Annotated in this window: 18 protein-coding genes and 1 tRNA gene; 10 read left to right on the plus strand and 9 right to left on the minus strand. The window is 43.7% G+C overall.

Annotation, left to right across the window (positions count from 1 at the left end; translation table 11 throughout):
- Position 1 precedes the first annotated feature (1 nt).
- Positions 2-83 (minus strand) — tRNA-Leu (locus PLE34_RS19215).
- A 182-nt stretch (positions 84-265) separates the two neighbouring features.
- On the opposite strand from PLE34_RS19215, the gene PLE34_RS19220 reads away from it, so the two are divergent.
- The 9 genes from PLE34_RS19220 to PLE34_RS19260 all read left to right on the plus strand — a co-directional run bounded on the left by PLE34_RS19220 (position 266) and on the right by PLE34_RS19260 (position 14,939).
- Positions 266-2,509 (plus strand): RelA/SpoT family protein, encoded by a 2,244-nt coding sequence (locus tag PLE34_RS19220; RefSeq protein ID WP_324559597.1) that lies wholly within the window; start codon positions 266-268, stop codon positions 2,507-2,509.
- 123 nt (positions 2,510-2,632) lie between these two features.
- Positions 2,633-3,169 (plus strand): RNA polymerase sigma factor, encoded by a 537-nt coding sequence (locus PLE34_RS19225; protein ID WP_324559599.1) that lies wholly within the window; start codon positions 2,633-2,635, stop codon positions 3,167-3,169.
- A gap of 66 nt (positions 3,170-3,235) precedes the next feature.
- On the plus strand, positions 3,236-4,249 hold the full coding sequence (locus PLE34_RS19230) for a FecR family protein (protein WP_324559601.1): 1,014 nt from the start codon (positions 3,236-3,238) through the stop codon (positions 4,247-4,249).
- A gap of 140 nt (positions 4,250-4,389) precedes the next feature.
- Positions 4,390-5,511 (plus strand): FecR family protein, encoded by a 1,122-nt coding sequence (locus PLE34_RS19235; RefSeq protein WP_324559603.1) that lies wholly within the window; start codon positions 4,390-4,392, stop codon positions 5,509-5,511.
- 155 nt (positions 5,512-5,666) lie between these two features.
- Positions 5,667-9,059 carry a TonB-dependent receptor gene (locus PLE34_RS19240; RefSeq protein WP_324559605.1) on the plus strand — a complete coding sequence of 1,131 codons (3,393 nt, stop codon included), beginning with the start codon at positions 5,667-5,669 and terminating at the stop codon, positions 9,057-9,059.
- A gap of 24 nt (positions 9,060-9,083) precedes the next feature.
- Positions 9,084-10,637: a RagB/SusD family nutrient uptake outer membrane protein gene (locus tag PLE34_RS19245; RefSeq protein WP_324559607.1), complete on the plus strand. Its 1,554-nt coding sequence runs from the start codon at positions 9,084-9,086 to the stop codon at positions 10,635-10,637.
- Positions 10,638-10,656: 19 nt separating this feature from the next.
- Positions 10,657-11,727 carry a LamG-like jellyroll fold domain-containing protein gene (locus PLE34_RS19250; RefSeq protein WP_324559609.1) on the plus strand — a complete coding sequence of 357 codons (1,071 nt, stop codon included), beginning with the start codon at positions 10,657-10,659 and terminating at the stop codon, positions 11,725-11,727.
- A 151-nt stretch (positions 11,728-11,878) separates the two neighbouring features.
- Complete coding sequence (locus PLE34_RS19255) at positions 11,879-13,531, plus strand: glucoamylase family protein (RefSeq protein WP_324559611.1); 1,653 nt, start codon at positions 11,879-11,881, stop codon at positions 13,529-13,531.
- 34 nt (positions 13,532-13,565) lie between these two features.
- Positions 13,566-14,939, plus strand: a complete 1,374-nt coding sequence (locus tag PLE34_RS19260) for a glucoamylase family protein (RefSeq protein WP_324559613.1) — start codon at positions 13,566-13,568, stop codon at positions 14,937-14,939.
- Positions 14,940-14,968: 29 nt separating this feature from the next.
- Here the strand turns inward: PLE34_RS19260 and PLE34_RS19265 are convergent, their stop codons facing one another.
- From PLE34_RS19265 to PLE34_RS19300, 8 genes are all read right to left on the minus strand, one after another.
- Complete coding sequence (locus PLE34_RS19265; protein ID WP_324559615.1) at positions 14,969-15,466, minus strand: hemerythrin domain-containing protein; 498 nt, start codon at positions 15,464-15,466, stop codon at positions 14,969-14,971.
- A gap of 17 nt (positions 15,467-15,483) precedes the next feature.
- Positions 15,484-15,942, minus strand: a complete 459-nt coding sequence (locus PLE34_RS19270; RefSeq protein ID WP_324559617.1) for a DUF488 domain-containing protein — start codon at positions 15,940-15,942, stop codon at positions 15,484-15,486.
- Between the two features lie 159 nt (positions 15,943-16,101).
- Entirely contained in the window at positions 16,102-16,497 is a 396-nt protein-coding gene (locus PLE34_RS19275; protein ID WP_324559619.1) for a group III truncated hemoglobin, read from the minus strand.
- 75 nt (positions 16,498-16,572) lie between these two features.
- On the minus strand, positions 16,573-16,974 hold the full coding sequence (locus tag PLE34_RS19280) for a cytochrome C (RefSeq protein WP_324559621.1): 402 nt from the start codon (positions 16,972-16,974) through the stop codon (positions 16,573-16,575).
- A gap of 14 nt (positions 16,975-16,988) precedes the next feature.
- Positions 16,989-17,249 (minus strand): hypothetical protein, encoded by a 261-nt coding sequence (locus PLE34_RS19285; protein ID WP_324559623.1) that lies wholly within the window; start codon positions 17,247-17,249, stop codon positions 16,989-16,991.
- A 195-nt stretch (positions 17,250-17,444) separates the two neighbouring features.
- Complete coding sequence (locus PLE34_RS19290) at positions 17,445-18,455, minus strand: cytochrome c (protein WP_324559625.1); 1,011 nt, start codon at positions 18,453-18,455, stop codon at positions 17,445-17,447.
- A 20-nt stretch (positions 18,456-18,475) separates the two neighbouring features.
- Complete coding sequence (locus PLE34_RS19295) at positions 18,476-20,650, minus strand: cbb3-type cytochrome c oxidase subunit I (RefSeq protein WP_324559627.1); 2,175 nt, start codon at positions 20,648-20,650, stop codon at positions 18,476-18,478.
- A gap of 6 nt (positions 20,651-20,656) precedes the next feature.
- Complete coding sequence (locus PLE34_RS19300; protein WP_324559629.1) at positions 20,657-21,091, minus strand: RrF2 family transcriptional regulator; 435 nt, start codon at positions 21,089-21,091, stop codon at positions 20,657-20,659.
- A gap of 250 nt (positions 21,092-21,341) precedes the next feature.
- On the opposite strand from PLE34_RS19300, the gene hemN reads away from it, so the two are divergent.
- Entirely contained in the window at positions 21,342-22,697 is a 1,356-nt protein-coding gene (gene hemN / locus PLE34_RS19305) for an oxygen-independent coproporphyrinogen III oxidase (RefSeq protein WP_324559631.1), read from the plus strand.
- Positions 22,698-22,782 lie beyond the last annotated feature (85 nt).

A 22,782-nucleotide genomic window follows, 5' to 3' on the forward strand; every position in this document is an offset into this window, starting at 1 on the left:
GTGCGGGTGGAGGGACTCGAACCCCCATGCCTCGCGGCGCCAGATCCTAAGTCTGGTACGTCTGCCAATTTCGCCACACCCGCTTCCCGGGGCTGTCTAAAAAATAATAGTTTGCCACAAAAGCACGAAGCCATGATGAAAATAAAACCTGAAGATCATGACGCTGTGTCTTTGTGGCATATCTTCTATACCGGGCCTTTTGAGACAGCCTCAAAAGTTTTTTGGGACGGCAAAGGTAGTAGATTTTACTTAAATTTGGATTTATATGGATACTGATGTTAAAGCGCCAAAATACAACCTGAGCGAAGAAGAGGAAAAAAAGGAAATTGTTCGTCAATACAGGGCATTATTACGCTGCCTTAAACCTAAACTAAAACCGGGGCACAGGGAATTATTAAGACTGGCTTTTGAAATGGCGGCCGATGCCCACAAAACCATGCGCCGCAAAAGCGGTGAACCTTATATTTTACACCCTATTGCCGTGGCCAGAATATGTGTGGAAGAAATAGGACTGGGTGTACGTTCTACCATTTGCGCCCTGCTTCATGATACGGTTGAAGATACAGACCTTACCCTTGAAGATATTGAAAGAGCTTTTGGCAGCGAAATTGCACGTATTATTGACGGGCTTACCAAAATTGCCAATGTGGTGGATACTAATACCACGCAGCAGGCAGAGAATTTTAAAAAGATACTGGTTACCCTCACCGATGACCCCCGCGTTATTCTTATCAAGTTAGCCGACCGCCTGCACAACATGCGAACATTAGACAGCATGAAGCGGGAAAAACAATTGAAAATATCGAGTGAAACCGTATACGTGTATGCCCCGCTGGCGCATCGCATGGGGTTGTATACCATTAAAACGGAAATGGAAGACCTGGCCATGAAATACCTGGAGCCGGATATTTACAGGGAGATAGCAAGAAAGCTGGCAGAAACGCGGAGAGAGCGAACGCGGTATATCAATGAATTTATAAAACCTATCAAAGAAGGATTAGAAAAAGCGGGGCTGAAGGTAGAAGTGTATGGCCGGCCAAAATCTATCCATTCTATCTGGAATAAAATGAAGAAAAAGGGCGTGGCATTTGAGGAAGTGTACGATCTTTTTGCCATCAGGGTTATCCTGGAAACGCCGCCCGACCGGGAAAAGGAAGATTGCTGGAAAGCATATTCCATGATAACGGATATGTATACCCCATCGCCGGAAAGGTTGCGCGACTGGCTGAGCAATCCCAAGGCCAACGGCTACGAGGCGCTGCATACCACGGTAATGGGATCACAGGGTAAATGGGTGGAGGTGCAGATCAGAACAAAGCGTATGAATGAAATTGCGGAGAAAGGGCTGGCGGCACACTGGAAATACAAGGAAGGCACCAATGATGAAAGCCGCTTCGATAAATGGTTTACACAAATACGTGAAGCACTGGCACAGGACGTGAGCTCTATAGATTTCCTCCAGGATTTTAAAACCTCCTTCCTCGCAGAGGAAATTTATGTGTATACTCCCAAAGGTGATGTAAAGATGCTGCCCGTGGGCGCCACGGCATTAGACTTTGCTTTTTCGGTGCACAGCGTGGTAGGCTCAAAATGTATTGGCGCCAAGGTAAACCACAAGCTCGTTCCCATCAGCCATAAGCTCAGGAGTGGCGACCAGATAGAAATTATTACCAGCAACAAGCAAAAGCCGCATGAAGACTGGTTGAATTTTGTGGTAACCACTAAAGCGAAAAGCAAAATAAAAGACGCGCTGAAAGAAGAAAAGCGCAAAGTGGCAGGCGAAGGAAAATATACGTTGCAAAGGAGGCTCGAAAGCATAGGCGCAGCGGTAAGCCAGGCGAATATAGAAGAGCTGACTTCCTTTTATAAATTGGCCTCACCGCTGGATTTATATTACCAGATAGCGGTAAAGAACATTGACCTTAAAGAATTAAAGGAAGAATTCCAGGTGCTGGGCGATAAGCTGGTGCTGCCAAAACCGGTAAAAACCGACCCGGAAATAAAGCATTACGAACCTGATGCTAACCGGCCGGCACACAAAAAGGAAAATGAGCTGATTATTTTTGGAGAAAGCAGCGACAGGATCGTTTATACTTTGGCCAATTGCTGCAAGCCCATTCCGGGAGATGATGTTTTTGGATTTGTAAGCACGGGTAAAGGGTTAATTATTCATCGTACCAATTGTCCGAATGCCGCTAGGTTGATGTCTAATTTTGGCCACCGCGTAGTAAAGACCAAATGGGCCAAAAACAAGGAGATTTCTTTTCTTACCGGTTTAAAGATTGTGGGGCTTGATGATGTGGGTGTGATACATAAGATCACCAACCTGGTGTCGGGGGAATTAAAGATTAACATAGCCGCTTTAACCGTGGAGGCAAAAGAGGGGCTTTTTGAAGGCAATATAAAGTTATTTGTGCATGATAAGGAAGAGCTGGATGAACTGGTAGAGCGCCTGAAAAAACTGCCCGGCATTGAAGCGGTAGAAAGATATGATACGGAATTAAGCTAATTTTTTTCGCACCCGCTTAAGAAATATCTATAAAAAATAACAAAAGAGGAAAGCATATGATTTTTTCGTTATTTTTAAATAAAATAAAATAACAGGATTGATTAAACCCAAAACAAATGTTTGATGACCACCCAAAGTAGTGAGCATACGCTGGAGCTTCGCTTTACGGATATTTTTAAACGGCACGAATATAAACTGTACACGCTTGCTTTAGCCCTAACCAAATCGGATCAATACGCCAAGGACATTGTTCAGGATGTTTTTATGAAACTGTGGGAACATCGTAATCATATACACACCATCGCCAATATGGATGCGTGGTTATACCGGCTTACCGAAAATAAAGTGATTGATTTTTTGCGTAAAACCGCTGCCGACAAAAGACTGCGGGATGCTTTGTGGATGAACATGCAGCATATGATGAATGAAACGGAAGAAACCATATCCTCCAGGGAATATAAACAGGTTATTGAAAAAGCCATCAATCATTTGCCGCCCCAGCGTAAACGCATTTACCGCCTCAGCAAAGAACAGGGGCTTAATTACTGCCAGATCGCGCATGAGCTGGATATCTCCCGGCATACGGTTAAGAACCAGCTCTCTTCTGCCTTGCGCGCTGTAAGGAACTTTCTTTCCCGCACAATGAAGCTGTTTTTTTGAATTTTTTTCCACGCTAATAGGAACAATGCTGTGTTGCTTCGTCAATAGCAGTAAGATACGTATGTAATGGAAGAAAGAATACGATACCTGCTTCGGCAATATGAAAATAATAAATGCTCACGCGAAGAGCTGGAAGAATTGTTTGGTTATATACGAACTGCCCGGAACAGCGATGTTCCTTTAAAGCGAACGGTAAAGAAAATATACGATGATATCCGTAAAAACCATCCATCCTTTACGTATGTTGATGAAAATGGGCGGTTGATGCTTACAGAGCCGGAGCAGGTTATTCCGGCAGAAAAGGAAGGGGTATTTAAGAAAAAGACACAAGGCACCTTATGGATTTTCCTGCTAACAGGAATTTTAATGATATCGGCTGCCTTGTGGTTAATGCGCAAGGGTGTAACAGGTAACGGTACCCCACCTCCCGGCCGTGCCATTGCCCTAACCAAAAAATTTAGTAACCGCTCCGAACAAAAGTTCCTGCTGCTGCCGGACAGCACACAGGTATGGCTGAATGCCGCCAGTTCGCTTGAATTCCCGGATGAATTTACCGGAGGCAAAAGGGAGGTAGTGCTTAGCGGCGAAGCTTTCTTTATGGTGAAGCACATAGCAGGCTCACCTTTTATTATTAACACAGGTGAAATATCAACTGTGGCATCGGGCTCTTCTTTTAATATAAAAGCATATCCCGGCGAAAGAGAAGTTATGGTGTCGGTAAGCCAGGGTAAAGTAAATGTGAAACGGAACCGCGATGTGGTGGCTATACTCACTAACGGTCAACAGGTTAGAATTGATAATGCGGGAGAAAGGGTCGTTAAAAAAAATATTGCTGTAAGTAAAATAGCCGGCTGGCAACAGGGCGATATGATCTATGACGATGAAAACTTTAGGGATATTATTGCCGACCTGGAAAGAGTATATAATGTAAATATCATCATTTCAAATAAAGCGGTGCAAAACCTGAAAATATCCGCTTCATTCAAAAAGAACATAGGTATATCGCAGGCGCTGCTTCTGCTTTGCAGGCTATCGGGCGCACAATTGCATTCCGGCGGGCAGCAGTACGAGATACAATAAAAATTGTTGCTGCTTGGGGGTAAATGATGTTTGCTATTGTCATCATTATAATAAATGCATTACTTCACTGCTACCTGCATCAGCAACAGGCGTCAGCGTGGTTTGCAGGTTTATTCAGTTACTAAAACGGCAGCTTGCTCATGACAGTAGACAGCATCTGGTATATTCTCGGTAAAAAACTTGCAGGAGAAGCTTCCCCGGAGGAATTGGAAGAACTGGAGCAAATGCTGCGTCACCACCCCAACCTGCATTATCCCATACAGAATATTACGGACCTGTGGCGGCTAAAAAAGCCGATCGATCGGACAGAAGCATTAGCCTCGCTGCAAAAACATCTTTTACGCCTGGGGGAGACTGAAGTTCCAATACAGTTAGTTGCTGAAGATGCCTGTTCAGGAAATACGGAAAGCCGTGTAATAAAAAAAAGAAGCCGTTATTTCATGCAGGTTGCTGCTTTTAGCACTTTAGCCCTGCTGCTCTCTTATGCCGTTTATTATTTCAGCCAGGCAGGAACCGCAGGCAGGGAAGAAATGGCCGGGCAGGAAAAGCATGCAGCAGAGAAAAGCGAGATCGCTACCCGCCCCGGGGCGCATTCAAAGATCATTCTCCCGGATGGGTCAACGGTTTTACTGAATGCCGGCAGCAAATTAACGTACAATAAGCACTTTGATGCTGCCATCCGCGAAGTAGAACTGACAGGCGAAGCCTATTTCGACGTAAAAAAAGATGTGCAGCGCCCATTTATTATTCATGCACAGGAAATGAACATTAAGGTGCTGGGCACAGCCTTTAACGTGAAGTCTTATCCCGGCGATAAAAGCTCCGAAACCAGCCTGATACACGGTTCTATTGAAGTAACGATGAACAGCCGCCCGTATGAAAAAATAATACTGCACCCTTCTGAAAAGCTGGTAGTAATGAACGATGCGTATACAGGGAAGGAGGCGGTTGGGAAAAAAAACCGTGTTCCGTCTTCAGTAGTGATAAGTAAAATCAATTATGCGCCGGCCGACAGTGCCGTTATTGAAACATCATGGATAGATAACCGGCTGATATTCCGGAACAAGATATTTACCGAGTTAGCCGCAGAACTGGAACGCAAGTATGGAATGACCTTCAGGTTTGATGATGAAAATACAAAACAGTTGATGTTTGACGTGAATTTTAAAAATGAAACCATTCAAGAGGTATTGCAGGCGCTGCAGTTAGCCAATCCTTTTAATTACAGCATAGAAAAGGAAACCATAGTAATAACAAAATAATACAACAGCACGCATATGAAAAAATATAACAGCTCTTAGCTGCACAAAAAGAAAACGGGAAATGTTGGAGCATTTCCCGGTACGGTTACAAAACTTGCCTTACGGCTGAAAACGGAAGGCGCAAGTTTATTTTTATAACCCTTAATGATAAATATATGAAAAAAAACCGGCTCTGTTACAGGAGCAAATTACCGGCTGCTTATTTAAAAGTATTCACGATCATGAAGCTCACTGTTTTATTGATATTGTTTGGTGTTGCCCAGGCAATGGCCAATGTAAACGCCCAGGGAAAAGTTACGCTGAGCCTGAAGCGGGTGGCCATCAATAAAGCTTTCAATTCTATTGAAAAGCAGGGCTATTACCGCTTTGTTTTTAACAGCAACCTGAAGGGCCTTCAGCAGAAGGTGTCTGTTACATTTGATGAGGTATCCATTGATGAAGCGCTTACCCGTATATTGTCGGGCACACGGCTTACTTACCAGTTGCTGCAGGATAATCTTATCGTTGTACGTTTACAGGAACAGCAGGATGAACAGGCTAAGCAGGACAAAACGGTAACCGGTAAGGTAACGGATGAAAATGGTCAGCCTATGCAGGGCGTTTCTGTTACTGTTAAAGGAGCTGTTACAGGCGTAACCACCGATGCGGAGGGCAACTATTCTATTACGGTTCCCGACAACAGCACGCTGGTGTTTTCTTTTGTAGGATTCCAGGAGCAGGAGATCGTAGTTGTTGATCAAACAAATATTAATATTACCCTCACTGCTTCTTCAAGCCAGCAGTTAGGCGAAGTAGTGGTGATTGGATATGGCACTGCAAAGAAGGCTGATTTAACCAGTTCGATTGCAACTATTAAGCCGGAAGACTTGAAGAAAACCCCGAGCGGGGCCCTGCTTAATGCCGTACAAGGCAATGTAACCGGTGTACAAATCAGCAGCCTGGGCGGCCCGGGTGATGCACCCGAAATTAATATTCGTGGAATCAAATCCTTATACGGGGGAAGTGTTTTATATGTAGTGGATGGCGTATTCGTTGACAATATTGATTTCTTAACACCCAATGATATCCAGGATTTCCAGGTATTAAAAGACGCTTCATCTGCTGCTATCTATGGGTATAAGGCTTCTAACGGGGTAATAGTAATTACCACCAGGGGCGGCAGGTATAACAGGGATGCAACCGTTACTTATTCCGGTTATTACGGTGTGCAAACGCCTACTAATGTAGTAAAAATGGCTAATGCGGAACAATTTGTGAACTTTGCCAATGAATCAGGTTCCAGCGTTGAAATTGCCAGTGTGCAGGCGGCTATTGCCAGGTATGGAAGGAGCCGGGTTAACCCGAACTTACCCGCTGCAAATACCGATTGGTACAGAGAAACACTGCGCACTGATGCCCCCATTATGAACCATGATATTTCTGTTGACGGGGGTTCTCAAAAAGTATCCTATTCTGTAGGGGCCAGTTATTTTACCCAGGACGGGATGTTAGATATAAAAAGCAGTAGTTATCAACGGTACAATTTAAGGGCAAAATTAGAAGCAAAAGCCAAAGATTGGTTAACTGTAGGCGCCGGTTTGGTTTATAGTAAAAGTGAGCAATACGGCTACGGCAATATTAACCCATGGGCAGAAATATATTATGCCGTGCCTATCCTGCCGGTGCTGGATGCCAGTTATGCCGGCCAAACGGTATATTCCGAGCCTTATTCTTCAGCAAAAGATGCAGGGTACAGGGATCATCAGAACCCATTTCCCAACATAAATAATGTAGACAACCTGGGAGAAAGAAGAAGGGTCACGGCCAATGTGTTTGGCGATTTTCATATTCTTCCAAAAACGTTAAACTTCAGAACAAGCCTTTCTTATAATAACAAAAATGATAACAACAGGCTGATGAATTTGCCTTATTATATAGCCGATGCTTATCAAAGAAGTTTAGTACAATCATCCATTACAAGGTCTAATGTACTGGAGGAAAATTATACGTTTGATAATACGCTAACATATACCAAAATATTTGGCAACCACGATGTTACCGCCATGGGGGGATTTTCCTTCAGGGATGAGAAGTACACTTTCTTTTCAACAACGGGAAATTTTTATGAAGGCCCCTTTTCAAGGGACTTAGAGCAATCCTGGTATATTCAAAATACCTCCGCAAGCTCAAGGGTATCATCAGATGATGGAACCAGGGTATATAGTCGCTCCTATTTTGGACGCTTGCAATACAAGTACAAAGATAAGTACATTGCATACGCTACATTCAGGAACGAGGCTGCCAACAAGTACAACCAGCAAAGAGATATTACACTGCCTTCTGTTGGGCTGGCCTGGATTGTTTCCAGCGAAGATTTTATGCAAGAGGTAAATTCTATCAATTTTTTGAAATTTAGAGCGGGCTGGGGCCGTTTGGCCAACGGTAATGTACCAACGGCAAGGGCACAAAGCGCCGATGCTGTATGGAGTGTGTTCAACGATACAAAAGTAGACGGCTTTAATTTTTCAACTTACCAGGATAATTTAAGCTGGGAATTTAACGAAGAGCTGAACATTGGGGCCGACCTGGAATTGTTAGACAGAAGGTTGAGCATTACTGCAGATTACTTTGTAAAAAATACCAAAAACCTGGCTATTCCTGTATTGCCCCAGGTAGGTAGGGAAGAAAGCTATAATAATGTGGGAGCTATGCGTAATAAGGGTATAGAAATTTCTGCCACCTGGAGAGGAAAGATTGCTGAAGATTTCGGGTATACGATAGGCGGTAATTTCAGCACTATTCATAATGAAGTTACCGACCTGTTCGGGCAGGCTTTTATAACCAGGGGGCCATTAGCTGAGTTTCCTCAACGATTGACGGTAGGACAGCCCTTTGATGTATTTTATGGATACGATATTACAGGCGTTTATCAAACCCAGGCTGAAGTAGATGCAGACCCGGCAGCAGCAGCTGCAAATGCAGCCGGTGCAGGAACGGTAAAACCGGGGTATTTTAAATTCAGGGATGTAAGCGGCGGGCCTGATGGTAAACCTGATGGTGTATTAGATGCTAACGACAGGATATATTTAGGCTCCCCGGCCCCTACTTATTATTATGGTGGTAGCATTGGGTTAAACTATAAAAACTTTGATTTATCGGTACGCATTTACGGGCAGGGTGGAAATATAATCTTCAACAGTAGCCGTGCCGAAGTTTTCAGGAACCAGGGAAGAAATATAGACGCTCAATTAGCCGAAAACCGCTGGCATGGCGAAGGAACCTCCAACAGCTACCCCTCCTCTGAAGGGTACAGGGTAGCATGGAATCAAAAAGCTTCAAGGTTCTGGTTAGAAGACGGAAAATTTTTCAGAATACAGAATATACAATTAGGATACTCCATAGAAAAACATAACAAAGTACCTGAAATGCGTTTTACCCTTACTGCCGACAGGCCTTATGTATGGTCCAAGAGTAAATCAACCAATGTGGAAGTAGGTTTTGATGGCATTGATTCGGGTACTTATCCTACCCCCTCCGTATTTACCATTGGTTGGAGCGTTCAATTTTAATATCAGCATTTTAAACTAAATAAAATGAAAAGCAAAAAATATTTATTGGCGCCTTTATTAATTATCACAGCGTTTTTATTAACGGATTGTAATAAGCAATTAGATAAGCCAAGGGAATTGGAAACCCAGGCCGGAAGCGTGGATTACACCAACCCCAGCGCAGCAAAAGCGGCTTTGGTAGGGGCGTATCAATCATTCTATGATTTTTGGTGGGAACACGTTCCTTTATTATCAGTTCGTGGAGACGATGTAAATTCCGGGGGCGGCAGGAATGGCGTATTCGATCAACCTCCTTTTCACGATACCGATATGTTTGTGTATGATGATAATTTTTGGATGATAAATAATGCCTGGGATGGCCTGTTTCAGCATGTACTGCAAATTACAGCGCAAATTGAACAATTGGAAAAATTCAGGGAAGGCGGTGTAAGTGCTGCATTGATAGATCAATACATTGCCGAATGCCAGGTATTGAGGGGCTGGCTTACATTAACCTTGTCAAGAACATTTGGCGGGGTGTTTAAAGTAACCACTACGGATCCAACAGTGCTTGAAATGCAGACTAAAGACGAGATCATGAACTGGATTAAAACGGAAATGGAAGATGCATCAACGAAGTTATTGGATATGCACCCTAACCAAAGAACTGATTTAAAAGGAGGGGCTACAAAATATACCGCTTTAGCAATAAAGGCAATGGCCGAGCAGGAATTAAAAGATTATAATGCGGTAGCGGCTACCACGGGGGAAATTATTGCTTCCGGCAAATTTAGCCTGTACGGCGATTTTAATAAAGCATTTAAAACCGCAGGTAAATTATCCAATGAGAATATTCTGGAAGTGCAATACTCCGATTTTAATGCAGGTTCGGGGGATAGCCGGAATTATTTAAATGATTTTTTTGGTCCTACAAACTGGACGCCTGCAGTTAGTGGCGCCGGTGGCGGCTGGGGATTTTTTGAGCCAAGTGAGAAATACATTAAATTTATGTTGAACAGGGGAGAGCGGATCCGTCTTCAGACAAGTGTAATTTTTACACCCGATGGTATTGATAAAATAAAATCAGACCCTGCATTTTCTACGCTGCCGGCATGGGTTTCTAACACCACCCCCGAAGGGGATGTTTTCTTAAATTCCCCCAGGGTTTATTTCTATAGCGGCAAGCATTACCTTCCTACAACAGAATTAATACCGGGAAGGACGGGTTATGCCAGTAATAAAAACATGATCATTACCAGGTATGCGGAAATATTGTTAATGTATGCGGAAGCGGTAACCCGTGGTGGCGCCGCTTCTGCAGGAAGCGCAGATAATGCCGTAAACTTAGTAAGGGCAAGGGCAGGTTTGGCGCCTTTATCCGGGGTAACCAGCCAGCAGGTAATAGATGAGAAATATGCGGAATTGGCTATGGAATGGGGTAACAGGTATTATGATATGATCCGTTTGGAAAACACTGCCGAGTTGAGTTATGACGGCAGAACGTTTACCATGGCCAAAAAATACCTTCCTTATCCTTTACCGCAATTAGATAAGAGCCCTATTTTGAAACAATACGCAGATACACATCCCGATCATTAATTTATTAATTATTACTATCATGAAAAGTATTTTTAATTATATTATTACAGGGATAGTGTTATCATTATCCTTTATAGCCTGTAAGAAAGGCTACATAGATCCGATTTCGAAAGTAGCTGTCGGAAATGATGAACAGGCGCCAACAGTAGAAATAGTTAGCCCATCAGCCGATATTCAATATCCGGCTATCACCGAAGCTGCAAATTTTGATTTTAAATTTAATGTCAGCGATGACATTGAGCTAAGTAAAGTTGATATTTCCTTAGATGGTAATTTATTAGAGTCATATACCAGCTTTATAGACTACAGGGGAATATCGGGCTCTTATACTTATGCCGATTTAGGTTTAGGCGCCCATACTTTTGAAGTTGTTGCAACTGATTTATCCGGGAAAAGCACTACTAAATCATTTGCGTTTAACATTACGAAGTACAATAAGGTTTTAGAAAGTGAAACCTTATATGTTCCTTTTAATCCGGGTGGTGATTATAAAGATCTGATAAGCTTTGTTTCCCCGGCTGTTACGGGCAGCCCTGGTACTACAGGTGCAACCGGTGGGCACAATGGCGCAGCTTATCAGGGAGCAGCTGATGCTTATTTATCTTTCCCTATTGCCGGGTTATATGGCACAAATAATGAGATGAGCTTTTCTTTTTGGTATAAGCTTAATAATGTACCTGACAGGTCGGGGCTGGTAGTAATAGGCAATGATGATGATGTTGATACCAGGAACCAGGGATTTCGTTTATTCAGGGAAAATGCTGATCAATCCATGACTATCAATGTAGGAACCGGCGCGGCGGATTCATGGATTGGTGCAGGTTCCCAAACTTCAGGTATCGGAGTATGGAAATTTATTACGGTAACCATATCTTCTGCTGAAACAAAAATATATGTTGACGGTGTACAAAAAGCCGCCGGAACTTATACAAGTGCAATGGATTTAACAGGTTGTACTTCGTTAGTTTTAGGATCAGGCGGGCCTACATTTGCTTACTGGGATCACAAATCCGATTTAAGTTTATACGATGAATTCAGGGTATTCAATACGGTATTAACACCTGACGACATTCAACTTTTAATGCAGTAATACAATTACAGGCTTAAACTAAATTACCACATTTTAAATGCTTTACGGTACGGCAAAACCGTAAAGCGTTTTTAATATAAAAACCCGCAAGCATACCCTTATTACATACCATTAACGCTTTGATTTTTTTTAAAACATGCAGGTCTGGGAAATGAGAAAAATATTATTTGCAGTTTTGTTGTTTCATGTGGGTTTAATCAGCGCATGCAAAAAGAACAGCGATCCTGCACCACCATCCCCGGCTTCCGATTTTTCTATCAGCAGTTGGGATGTGGACGGGGTTACTAACCGTGATGACAACAAAGGAACAACCGTAAACCCGGGTATCCGGCTTTATTTTCCGGCCGCAATTGACAGGGCTTCGGTTGCTTCGGCTATTGTGCTGCACACGGCCGGTTACCGTGTAAACTATCAGAATGGCGACAGCACATTGGTAATACAGCCAGCAGCTGCCTTATCCTACCTTTCAAACTATAAGCTTACAGTTAGCAATACCCTGAAATCAAAGGCCGGGGGAGGTTTGATTTTTCCAGTTGAAATAAAGTTGCAGACCGGGTATAACACCGCAGACAAATTTCCTGTAATAAGTGACAGTGCCCTGCTTGATAAAGTACAGCAGCAAACATTTAAATACTTCTGGGACTTTGGTCACCCTGTAAGCGGGTTGGCAAGAGAGCGAAGCAACGGCAATAATGACGTGGTTACTTCAGGCGGTTCTGGTTTTGGCATAATGGCTATACCGGTGGCGGTTAGCCGGAATTTTATTACCAGGGCCGATGGGCTTGACCGTATGCAAAAAATTGTTGGCTTTTTAAAGAACACGGCGGTTAAAGTGAAAGGTGCATTTCCCCACTGGCTGAATGGCTCTACAGGCGCTATCATTCCTTTTAGCGCCAATGATGATGGCGCAGACCTGGTGGAAACTTCTTATTTAATGGCGGGGCTGCTTACTGCCAGGCAATATTTTAATGGGGCAGACGCTGATGAAACTGCTTTAAGGAACGATATCAATGAGCTGTGGAATGCAGTGGAATGGGACTGGTTCAGGAATGGCGGGCAAAACGTTCTGTACTGGCACTACAGTGATGCAAAACAATGGATCATGAACTTACCGGTACAGGGCTGGAATGAATGCCTCATAACTTATATACTGGCAGTGTCTTCCACTACTCATAGTATTCCTCAATCGGTTTATACAAATGGCTGGGCCTCCGGTTCATCATTTTTAAATGGCAATGCTTATTACGGATACCAGTTGCCGTTAGGGCCGCCGCTGGGAGGTCCGTTGTTCTTTTCACATTACTCATTTTTAGGGATAAACCCCAATGGGCTAAGTGATGCTTACGCAAACTATACCACGCACACCACCAATCATTCACTAATTAATTATGAGTATTGCAAAGCAAACCCCAGGGGAAGGTATGGCTATGGTGATAGTTGCTGGGGACTAACGGCAAGCGATATACCCGGCGGCTATACTGCCAGCTCACCAACAAATGATATTGGAGTGATTGCACCCACTGCTGCTATATCTTCATTGCCATATACTCCTGCAGAGTCAATGAAAGCGCTCAAGTTTTTTTATTATGTATTGGGAGATAAAATATGGAAGGAATATGGCTTTGTTGATGCATTTTCACTGCATGACCTGTGGTTCGCCAATTCTTTTTTAGCCATAGATCAGGGCCCGCAAATTGTAATGATTGAAAATTACAGAAGCGGGTTATTATGGAACTTATTTATGAGTTGCCCTGAAGTGAAAGCCGGTATGAAATCATTAGGGTTTAGCGCACCCGGATTATAAGGCTATGCTTTTTTTGAAAAGATATTTTGATTATATGAAACATATATTTCTATTTACATTTCTCTTCTTTAGCCTTGCAGTTGATGCACAGAACAAGAAAGATATTCAACCGGTTTTCGACGCTGTAAAACGGCCCAAAAACCTTTCCGATTCGGCTTTGCTCGACCTGGTACAAAAGCAAACCTTTCGCTATTTCTGGGACTTTGCCCATCCTGTGAGCGGCATGGCACGGGAGAGAAGCAATGAAGCATATGACTATGGGAGTGAAGTGGTAACTACCGGTGGAACCGGCTTTGGCGTAATGGCCGTTATTGCGGCCACGGAACGAAAATGGATTGCCAGGGATACCGCTGCAAGGTTTTTATTAAAGATGGTAAAGTTCCTGTCTAAAGCCGACGCCTATCATGGCGTATTTCCTCACTGGCTGAATGGCACCACGGGCAAAACCATTCCCTTCAGCCGCAAAGACGATGGCGCCGACCTGGTAGAAACTTCTTTTTTATTGCAGGGTTTGCTTTGTGTGCGGCAGTATTTTAATGCGGATAATAATATAGAGAACGAATTGCGTAACCGCATTAACTGGATGTGGAATGATGTGGAGTGGGACTGGTTTACCCGCGATGGCAGGGAGGTATTGTACTGGCACTGGAGCCCCAATAATGGCTGGGCAATGAATTTTGCAGTAAGAGGATTTAATGAATGTTTAATCATGTATGTGCTGGCAGCCAGTGCCGAAAGATACCCTGTTGCTGCTTCGGTATATCATAAGGGCTGGGCGGAAAGTAATTTCTTTAAGAACGGGAAAAAATTTTACGGTATAGAGCTGCCGCTGGGCTTTGATTATGGCGGTCCTCTCTTCTTTTCGCATTACTCTTTCCTTGGGCTGGATCCGCGCGGACTGAAAGACCGGTATGCCAACTACTGGGAACAAAACCGGAACCATACTTTGATCAACCGTGCGTATTGTATAGACAATCCCAAAGCATTTAAAGGCTATGGCGAAAATTGCTGGGGACTAACGGCCAGCGATACCTATAACGGATACAATGCACATTCTCCCACCAACGATTTTGGAACCATTACACCCACGGCCGCTTTGTCGGCATTTCCGTATACACCCGAATACAGCATGAAAGTGCTGAAGCATTTTTATTACAACCTGGGCGATAAAATATGGAGCGAATACGGATTTGTGGATGCATTTAATGAAACAAAAAACTGGTATGCCAAAAGTCATTTGGCCATAGACCAGGGCCCTATAATAGTAATGATAGAAAATTACCGCAGCGGGTTATTATGGAATTTATTTATGAGTTGTCCGGAAGTGCAGCATGGATTAAAAAAATTAGGGTTCGAAAGCAGCCGGATAACATCAGGGAAAGAGAAAGAAATGGCAGAAACGGAATAAAACCAATATTCCCTCATACCTCCTCCCCCTCAAAGCGAAGCGCTCTTTTCTTTCCAGAACTCATCTTCATAATCATCCTTTAAGGGATCGGCCGGCAACGCGTTTAACTGCACGCCAATAGCTTCAAGCTGCGCTTCTGTTAACGTTCTTTCGAGGTGTGGAAACAGTTCCCGCTCTTCGTAGCGTACATGCTTATCTAGCTGGTCTGCAAATTTTGCAAGCGTATCCGCTGCATTTTCTTCCGGGAGCACATAAAGCGCTTCAATGCCCTGTTGTATCGCTTCATGCTCCGCTATGGCCTTCCCTACCATTTCATCCTGCAGCGGGGCAAAAAGAATAGTTTCTTCTTCTTTAAAATGCGGCTGCAGGTGCGCATCCCAAAAATACCGTACATACTGTATCATGCGCCATGGCACTGTTTTCTTTTTTATACCTTCCCGTATTTTCCAGCAAAACAATAAGCTGAAATGATGCTCGCGGGAAAGCTTCATAATATTTTCACTTCGCTTGATGGGTTTGGGGTCCATGATCATTGTCTTTAATTTTATTTTATTAGTGTTTTCAGGAACTGTTGTAATACCACTGCCTGGTTGTGCTGCTCATCGTGTGCAGCATAAAGCAGGGTTGTTTTTTTATGTTTCCGTATCATACCAACCAATTTCTTAACGGCATCCGAATCTTTCAATCCGGCAGTATACTTCCTGCTGAACTCAGCCCATTTTTCCGGTTCATGGTTAAACCATTTCCGTAAATCAGCAGCAGGCGCTACTTCTTTCATCCAGATATCTATATGAGCCAGCTCTTTTTTTATACCCCTTGGCCATAGCCTGTCAACCAGCACACGAAAGCCATCATTTTCCTCCGGGGGCTCATATATTCTTTTGATCTGTATTACCGGCATGTTTTCCCTTTTAAAGTTTAAATCAGACCTCACAGGAACAAGGTTAAGAAAGTTGGTTGCCCTTTTTATCTTCCCGGTACTGTATTCATTTACAGTAAGCATTTAAAGGAGCATATTTAAATAAAGCCGTACTCAGAAAAAAAGTAAAACCACTTTTGCCAATTCGGCAATTACAAATACCCGGTGTAAAGAAGACGTGGGTGCTGCTTTTCTGCTCATAATCATGTCCGCACGCACATCGAAACCCGGCAACAACCCGCTTCATAACAGGTTTTTAAAACCGGTTTTCCGGTAGTGTTCTATTTTATATTCAAACATTTCAGCCATCTTACCTGCACGCCATTTGGCCTCCCTGGCTTTTTCGCCTGCAAACAGCTCATCAACGGTTTGTGTAAATAATTGCATCCATTGCTCAAAATGCGCATGACCAACAGGTAATTGGGCATGTGGTGGAAAAGGGCTGCCGAAATAGGTGCGCTCTTCTAATAAAATCGTTTGCCAGAAAGCATACATTTTTTCCAGGTGTTCCGGCCACCTGTTTTGTATGCGTTCATTAAATACAGGCGCCAGCATATCGTTTTCCCGCACTTTCCCGTAAAAAGCATCCACCAGCTTTTTAATGTCTTCAAGGGTCAGTATATCTTTTATTTCACTCATGATCTGGTTTTAGTTAAGTTTTATAATCGTTGTTTACGATAAAAACCACTGCATCTGTCACCACGCATCAGGGCATCACATATTTATATAGGCAACAAGATAATATAAAGCCCATCCGCCAATACCAATAATAAGTATCCACACCCACGAAGGAATGCTTTGCGGCGTTTCGCTGCCGGTGATCATGAAGTTTTTAGCATCGCCCTTCCCATAGGCATTGATCATCAATGGCAATACCCCGTCTACCACTGCATTTTCCTGTATGCCCGCTACATCAATAGCAGGGCCGTTCCTTACTTCAAACGGAATGATGCGCAGCCCTTCTTTTCCGCTGGGATCTTTACTCACAATTTTAAGTGTATGCCTGCCATCTACCAGCTTACGGGTATCCAGCTCAAAATTTACCGGCGAAACAAGCCGGGCTATGGGAGCCGCCTCATCATCAAGAAAAATAAATATGGTGCTTTTGTCTTCCATGTACTGCCATTTACTTATTCATTATTTAAAATAAATCTTTTGATATGGTTATGCGACCGTTCACCCGGCCGGATCAGCCATTTTACCGAAAAGAACAGGGTAAACAAAACAATAATAACCATTGCCCATACAATAACATAATCCCACCTGTCTTGCGGACCAGTGCCATGGGTAATGCCACGCAATATTTCGGGCTGCTGTTTTTCGCAAACCGGGCAGGCAAAAACAACAAGCGCCGGCAGTACGGCAAAAACACTCAGTAATATTTTTTTCATTGCAGTCTTTTTAAAAATCTTATCGGCATATGTTTTTCACTTCATCCCGGCATAAAGCATTGGTGCTGTGTGAAACGTGAGAGGTGGTGAATAGTGAATAGTAAGATGTAAAATTCACTATTGCTTATTGTCTATTGCCTGTTCAACTCTATCCTCTTACTTTCATAACAACACAGAAACATCATTTACTTAACATTAGTTAGCTTTTACTTTAACAGCGTCTATTATTTCCTTTATCTGTTCGGCCGTTACCTGCTTCGCGTTATTACCCCAGCTTGTTTTTTCATGATTCATGATGGCCGCTATCTCTTCAGCGCTCAGGTTATTATCGGTACCCACTGCAGGCATGGGAGGAAAGCCTTCCTTCTCCCTGCCGCTATAGCCGTTCATAATAATATCTACCATTGTTTGCGGGTCATCATCCAGTACAATTTTACTGTCTTTTAAAGAAGGGAATGCGCCTTTCAAACCTTCTCCATTTGCCTGGTGACAGCTCTGGCAATTGGTGGCATACAAAGCCGCCCCGTCTAAGCCCTGCACTTCACCTCCGGCGGCTGCGGTTTGCTTCACTTCTCTTTTATACAAAAATTCCGGAACAGGCCGGCCATCCGGTAATGGCGTTTGCTTCAGCGATTGAAGATACGCCACCAGTTGCAGGGCCTGCCTGGTTGCCACCACCTTACCCGCTTTCCCTTTTAAAAACTCCTCCGGAACATTTACAACCACATCGCCCTGCGCCGGTTCTGCTTTAATGGTAAACATCCAGGGGTAGGCAGGCATAATGGATTCTTTTACCACGATCCTCGGATTGTATAAATGCACCAGGTTCCACTCCAGGCTGGGTTGCCGGGTACCAATATTGGTTAAATCGGGGCCCGTACGCTCCGTTCCCATCAGCGTTGCCGTATTGCGCCAGATATCCGTACGGTGTATGCCGGCATAATCTGCGGCTATGCTGGGCCGTGAGCCCCAGGTTTTATCCATATCTACATTACGCACCTGCTGCGTGTGGCATGCCACACAACCATTGGCAATAAAAACAGCTTTTCCTTTTGCCGCATCATCGCTCAATACTTCCGCGTTGGGCAACGGCGCATTATTTTTCTGGTTATGCAACGCAGGCAAAATAGCTACCAGCAGGGTAAGCCCAAGGAACAGCAAAAACGTGGCGCCGAACAGTTTTTTATAGTTATCAAAAAATTCCATGTCAGTATTTCTATTCGTAATCAAATATTGCCCTCCACCTTACGGGCCAGCTTTTCAAAAGCAGCCTCTTTTACATCAACAATTCCCCCGCCGCTTAACATTTTATAGATATTATAGGCAAAGAACAGGTGTGCTATCCACATTAAGCTGCCGCCCACGGCTCTCCACAGCCAGTAAGGCGCCGAAAATATCACGCTTTCCATAAAAGGTTTTCCCTCTATCCACATTAATCCTTTTAATGTACTGCCATACATAAGCGGAACCGTATAAAACAACAGCCCTATCAAAGCAAACCAGAAATGAGCGCCTACCGTTATCTGGGGCGCTTCCCTGCCCGTTAACCGCGGTATAACGGTATATATGCCCGCCCACACAAAAAATGAAATGATACCGTACATGGTAAGATGGGAATGCGCAACCGTAAAATCGGTAAAGTGCCAGATCAGGTTGGTAGAGCGGAACGCCTCTGCGGTACCCTGCAACGAACCGGTAAAATAAAAAATGATACCCACCAGGAAAAACGGCAACGTATAGCTATCCGAAATTTTATGCCAGCCTCCTTTAAAGGTCATTATAAAATTGGTGCTGCCCGCTACTACCGGGATGACCATTCCTACGCTTCCCACAATGGCTATGGTTTGCAGCCACCAGGGAATGGAGCTGAATACAAAATGATGCGTACCGATAAGCGTATAAAAAAGTATTTGCGTCCAGTAGGCTAATATACCCAGGCTGTAGGAATAAATAGGCCGGTTCAATTGCTGGGGCAGATAATAATATACCAGGCCAAGGGTCATCATCATAAACCACATGCCTACACCCTGGTGCATATAATATCCCTGTATAATGGTTTCGCCCAATCCATCCTGCCACCAGGGCACATAAGCCACCACGGTAATAACCAACCCAAATATAAGGGCGGCAACAATGTACCAGTTGGAAATGTAAATTTCTTTAGTGGTGCGTTTGGCAATGGTTTGTAAAAAATTAATGAGAGTTAATACCAGGCCTATTCCAAACAGCAGCATCACCGGCCAAATGTATTCGCGGTATTCGCCGCCGCCATTGTTAATGCCCGCCATCAGGCAAATGGATCCTAATAAAACCGAAGCATTAATGAGGTAAAGTGTGTACCATCCCATTTTAAAGCTCGCCAGCTTTGTATTACTTACTCTCGGCACCGTATAGTAGGCTAATCCCAGCATACCTAATGAAGCCCAGCCCCAGAATACAGCATTGGTATGCACCGGGCGGAGGCGCCCAAAGCTTAACCAGCTTACCTGATCGGCATCGGGCGCTACGAATTTTATGCCTAAGTATTCACCCACAGTGGTACCGAACAATAACCAAAAAGTGGCGGAACCTATATACCATAGTACCAGCTTAGATAATTCAGGATCAATGTTAGGGCGCTTTGCCGCTCTTTTCTTTTGTACCACCACGGGTAGCGCACTGTTAACGCTAATGCTGCTGATCAGCCCTTTCGTATCCTGGGGGGGAAGGTTACCCGACAATTCATTATGGGTAAGCGTATAATCCAGTGCCTCCTTTCGTTTAAGCAAAGCGGCGCGTGTATCCTCACCAGGGGGCGTGGAAAGATATTCGGCCAGCTGGTCGGCTTCAGCAAGATTTAACCGGTTACGGTTTTGCTTAATGAGGTTCAGCACCTTGATGACCATAAATATAATACCCGCGCTAATAGGAATAAGCAATAATACTATCGTTATGATAATACCCGTTTCACCCAGAACAGAACCCTTATCCGGCGTGGTTTCCTGCGCAAATAACCACCCGCCGTTCAGCGACAGCAAAAGCAAAATGAAAATACTTTTAAACAGTGTACCGGTATTTTCAGGCGAAGGAGGCCGGGTTGAAGCGTTATCCTTCCTATAATTCAAATACGCTTCAATTTGTTTGCTGTTCAGATCTGTGATATACCTGTCAAAATTTTTATCCGCATTCCGCTGCTTTAATCTCCTGTTTATTTTAATCATTTCCCCGGTTTTAAATTTCAGGTACAAAACAGTGGCGAGCATAAAAAATATCAGCACAAAAAGGAAGAGCAGCAAGCCATTGAGATGCGTAAAATAAAAAGCCGGCTTTCCTGCGGTTTGGGCGTATAGTGAAGAAAAGCTGATCAACCCTGCTGTTGAGAGCAGTCCTTTGATGAACGGAACGTACCATTTCTTTTTCATAAAAAATTATACTCTTCTTAAAAAGGTTAATTTCTTTTCCAATTGTTCATTAAACTCATTGAGTTTAGCCGACTGAAGCATGTCGTGCATTTCCTTCCGGATCTTCTTAAACTCATTGTGTATTGGACAGGGTTTTTTTTCTGAACACTCCCGTAACCCCAGCCCGCAGCCCGAAAAAATTTTATCGCCGTCTATCGCTTTAACAATATCAGCCAGGGTACATTCCATCCCCTGTTCGTTGAGGTAAAAGCCTCCGTTAGGGCCCTTCAGCGATTGTATGAGGTTCTTACGACTAAGCTCCTGTAAAATTTTAGCTATAAAGTATTCGGGTGAATCAATTCCCTCGGCAATTTCCCTGATCCCCGTTTTGTTTCCGTCTTTCGACTTTTGCCCTACAAATAACATTGCCCTTAGTGCATATTCACAAGTTTTTGAAAACATGTATAACCCGTTTATGCAGGCAAAGTTAACAGACAATTCCATAATAAAAGAGTTTTTTATCCTCTATTATTAAAAGTCCTGTTCTATCTCAGCTCTGTGCATGATCCTGGTTAATGTTTTCTTCCGGGAAAACAGGAAACTTTGCTTTACTGATAATGAAATCCGGCAAAGGATGCATTTAAAGTATACGGGTTATTGCCGGTCGTACCTGAAATGCATCCAATGCCAACATCCTGTCTACCGCCTGAAAATGATGGATACAACGCTTATTCAGAAATATAACGTTCCCGGTCCGCGGTATACCAGCTATCCCTCTGTTCCCTATTGGGACGAAGCCGGGTTTTCCATTTCGCAATGGATACCGGGGCTCCGGCAATCTTTCAAAGAAAGCAACCTGCAGGAAGGCATCAGCCTTTATATTCACCTGCCTTTTTGCGAAAGCCTTTGTACTTTCTGTGCCTGTAACAAACGCATTACCCGGCAGCACAGCGTGGAGGAACCTTATATTGAAGCGCTTTTAAAAGAATGGGATATGTACAGGCATATCTTCCGGGAAAAACCTGTAATCCGTGAAATACACTTAGGCGGGGGAACGCCTACTTTCTTTTCACCAACTCATTTAAAAAAGCTGTTAGACGGTATTTTGTCGGGCTGCACTGTGCACCCGGAAAGAGAATTCAGCTTTGAAGGACATCCCAATAATACGGAAAGGGAACATTTGCAAACTTTATATAACACAGGCTTTCGCCGGGTAAGCTTTGGCGTGCAGGATTATAATGAAAAAGTACAAAAAGCCATCCATCGTATTCAACCTTTTGAAAACGTAAAAAAAGTAACGGAAACGGCCTTAGAAACCGGCTATGAAAGTGTGAGCCATGACCTTGTGTTCGGCCTCCCTTTTCAAACATTAGAAGATGTGCGTAAAAATATAGCGCTTACCCTTGAGCTAAAGCCCGGCAGGATAGCGTTTTATTCGTATGCGCATGTGCCCTGGGTAAAAGGGGTGGGGCAGCGTGGCTTTGACGAACATGATCTGCCGCCGGGTGAACTGAAGCTGGAGTTCTATACAACCGCTAAAGCATTATTAGAAGAGGCAGGTTATATAGAAATAGGCATGGATCATTTTTCCCTGCCTTCCGATCGTTTATACCAGGCCGTACGCAGCAAAAAGATCCACCGGAATTTTATGGGTTATACTTCTTCCGCCACGCAGGTAATGATCGGGCTGGGCGTATCCGCCATATCCGACAGTTGGTATGCCTTTGCCCAAAATGAAAAAACAGTTGAGGCCTATTATGAAAAAATAAACAACGGTGGGTTAGCTATAATGAAAGGACATATTTTAACAGCGGAAGACCTGAAGATCCGCCGTCATATTCTTAACCTGATGTGCTTCCTGGAAACCGGGTGGATGCCGGAAGACCGTTTTCCAGGCATTATGGAAAGGTTAAAAGCGCTGGAGGATGACAGACTGGTAACCATAACAGAAAATAAAATAATAGTTACGCCGAAAGGCCGATCTTTTTTACGCAATATCTGCATGGCTTTTGACCTGAGGCTGATCGCCAAAGCGCCTTCCACCCGTTTGTTTTCGATGACGGTTTAAACCTGCTTTGGGGGACGATCATAAAAAGCAATTTAGCCACGAAGTAATTATGTAAGAAAAGCATAGTGCAGTTGTTGCGGTCATG

Origin of the sequence: Agriterribacter sp. (genome assembly GCF_035445465.1) — a bacterium.
Lineage (GTDB): Bacteria > Bacteroidota > Bacteroidia > Chitinophagales > Chitinophagaceae > Agriterribacter.

Coding starts and splice junctions, on each gene's coding strand:
- PLE34_RS19220 (WP_324559597.1), top strand. CDS start 266: ATGGATACTGATGTTAAAGCGCCAAAATACAACCTGAGCGAAGAAGAG.
- PLE34_RS19225 (WP_324559599.1), top strand. CDS start 2,633: ATGACCACCCAAAGTAGTGAGCATACGCTGGAGCTTCGCTTTACGGAT.
- PLE34_RS19230 (WP_324559601.1), top strand. CDS start 3,236: ATGGAAGAAAGAATACGATACCTGCTTCGGCAATATGAAAATAATAAA.
- PLE34_RS19235 (WP_324559603.1), top strand. CDS start 4,390: ATGACAGTAGACAGCATCTGGTATATTCTCGGTAAAAAACTTGCAGGA.
- PLE34_RS19240 (WP_324559605.1), top strand. CDS start 5,667: ATGAAAAAAAACCGGCTCTGTTACAGGAGCAAATTACCGGCTGCTTAT.
- PLE34_RS19245 (WP_324559607.1), top strand. CDS start 9,084: ATGAAAAGCAAAAAATATTTATTGGCGCCTTTATTAATTATCACAGCG.
- PLE34_RS19250 (WP_324559609.1), top strand. CDS start 10,657: ATGAAAAGTATTTTTAATTATATTATTACAGGGATAGTGTTATCATTA.
- PLE34_RS19255 (WP_324559611.1), top strand. CDS start 11,879: ATGAGAAAAATATTATTTGCAGTTTTGTTGTTTCATGTGGGTTTAATC.
- PLE34_RS19260 (WP_324559613.1), top strand. CDS start 13,566: ATGAAACATATATTTCTATTTACATTTCTCTTCTTTAGCCTTGCAGTT.
- PLE34_RS19265 (WP_324559615.1), bottom strand. CDS start 15,466: ATGGACCCCAAACCCATCAAGCGAAGTGAAAATATTATGAAGCTTTCC.
- PLE34_RS19270 (WP_324559617.1), bottom strand. CDS start 15,942: ATGCTTACTGTAAATGAATACAGTACCGGGAAGATAAAAAGGGCAACC.
- PLE34_RS19275 (WP_324559619.1), bottom strand. CDS start 16,497: ATGAGTGAAATAAAAGATATACTGACCCTTGAAGACATTAAAAAGCTG.
- PLE34_RS19280 (WP_324559621.1), bottom strand. CDS start 16,974: ATGGAAGACAAAAGCACCATATTTATTTTTCTTGATGATGAGGCGGCT.
- PLE34_RS19285 (WP_324559623.1), bottom strand. CDS start 17,249: ATGAAAAAAATATTACTGAGTGTTTTTGCCGTACTGCCGGCGCTTGTT.
- PLE34_RS19290 (WP_324559625.1), bottom strand. CDS start 18,455: ATGGAATTTTTTGATAACTATAAAAAACTGTTCGGCGCCACGTTTTTG.
- PLE34_RS19295 (WP_324559627.1), bottom strand. CDS start 20,650: ATGAAAAAGAAATGGTACGTTCCGTTCATCAAAGGACTGCTCTCAACA.
- PLE34_RS19300 (WP_324559629.1), bottom strand. CDS start 21,091: ATGTTTTCAAAAACTTGTGAATATGCACTAAGGGCAATGTTATTTGTA.
- hemN (WP_324559631.1), top strand. CDS start 21,342: ATGATGGATACAACGCTTATTCAGAAATATAACGTTCCCGGTCCGCGG.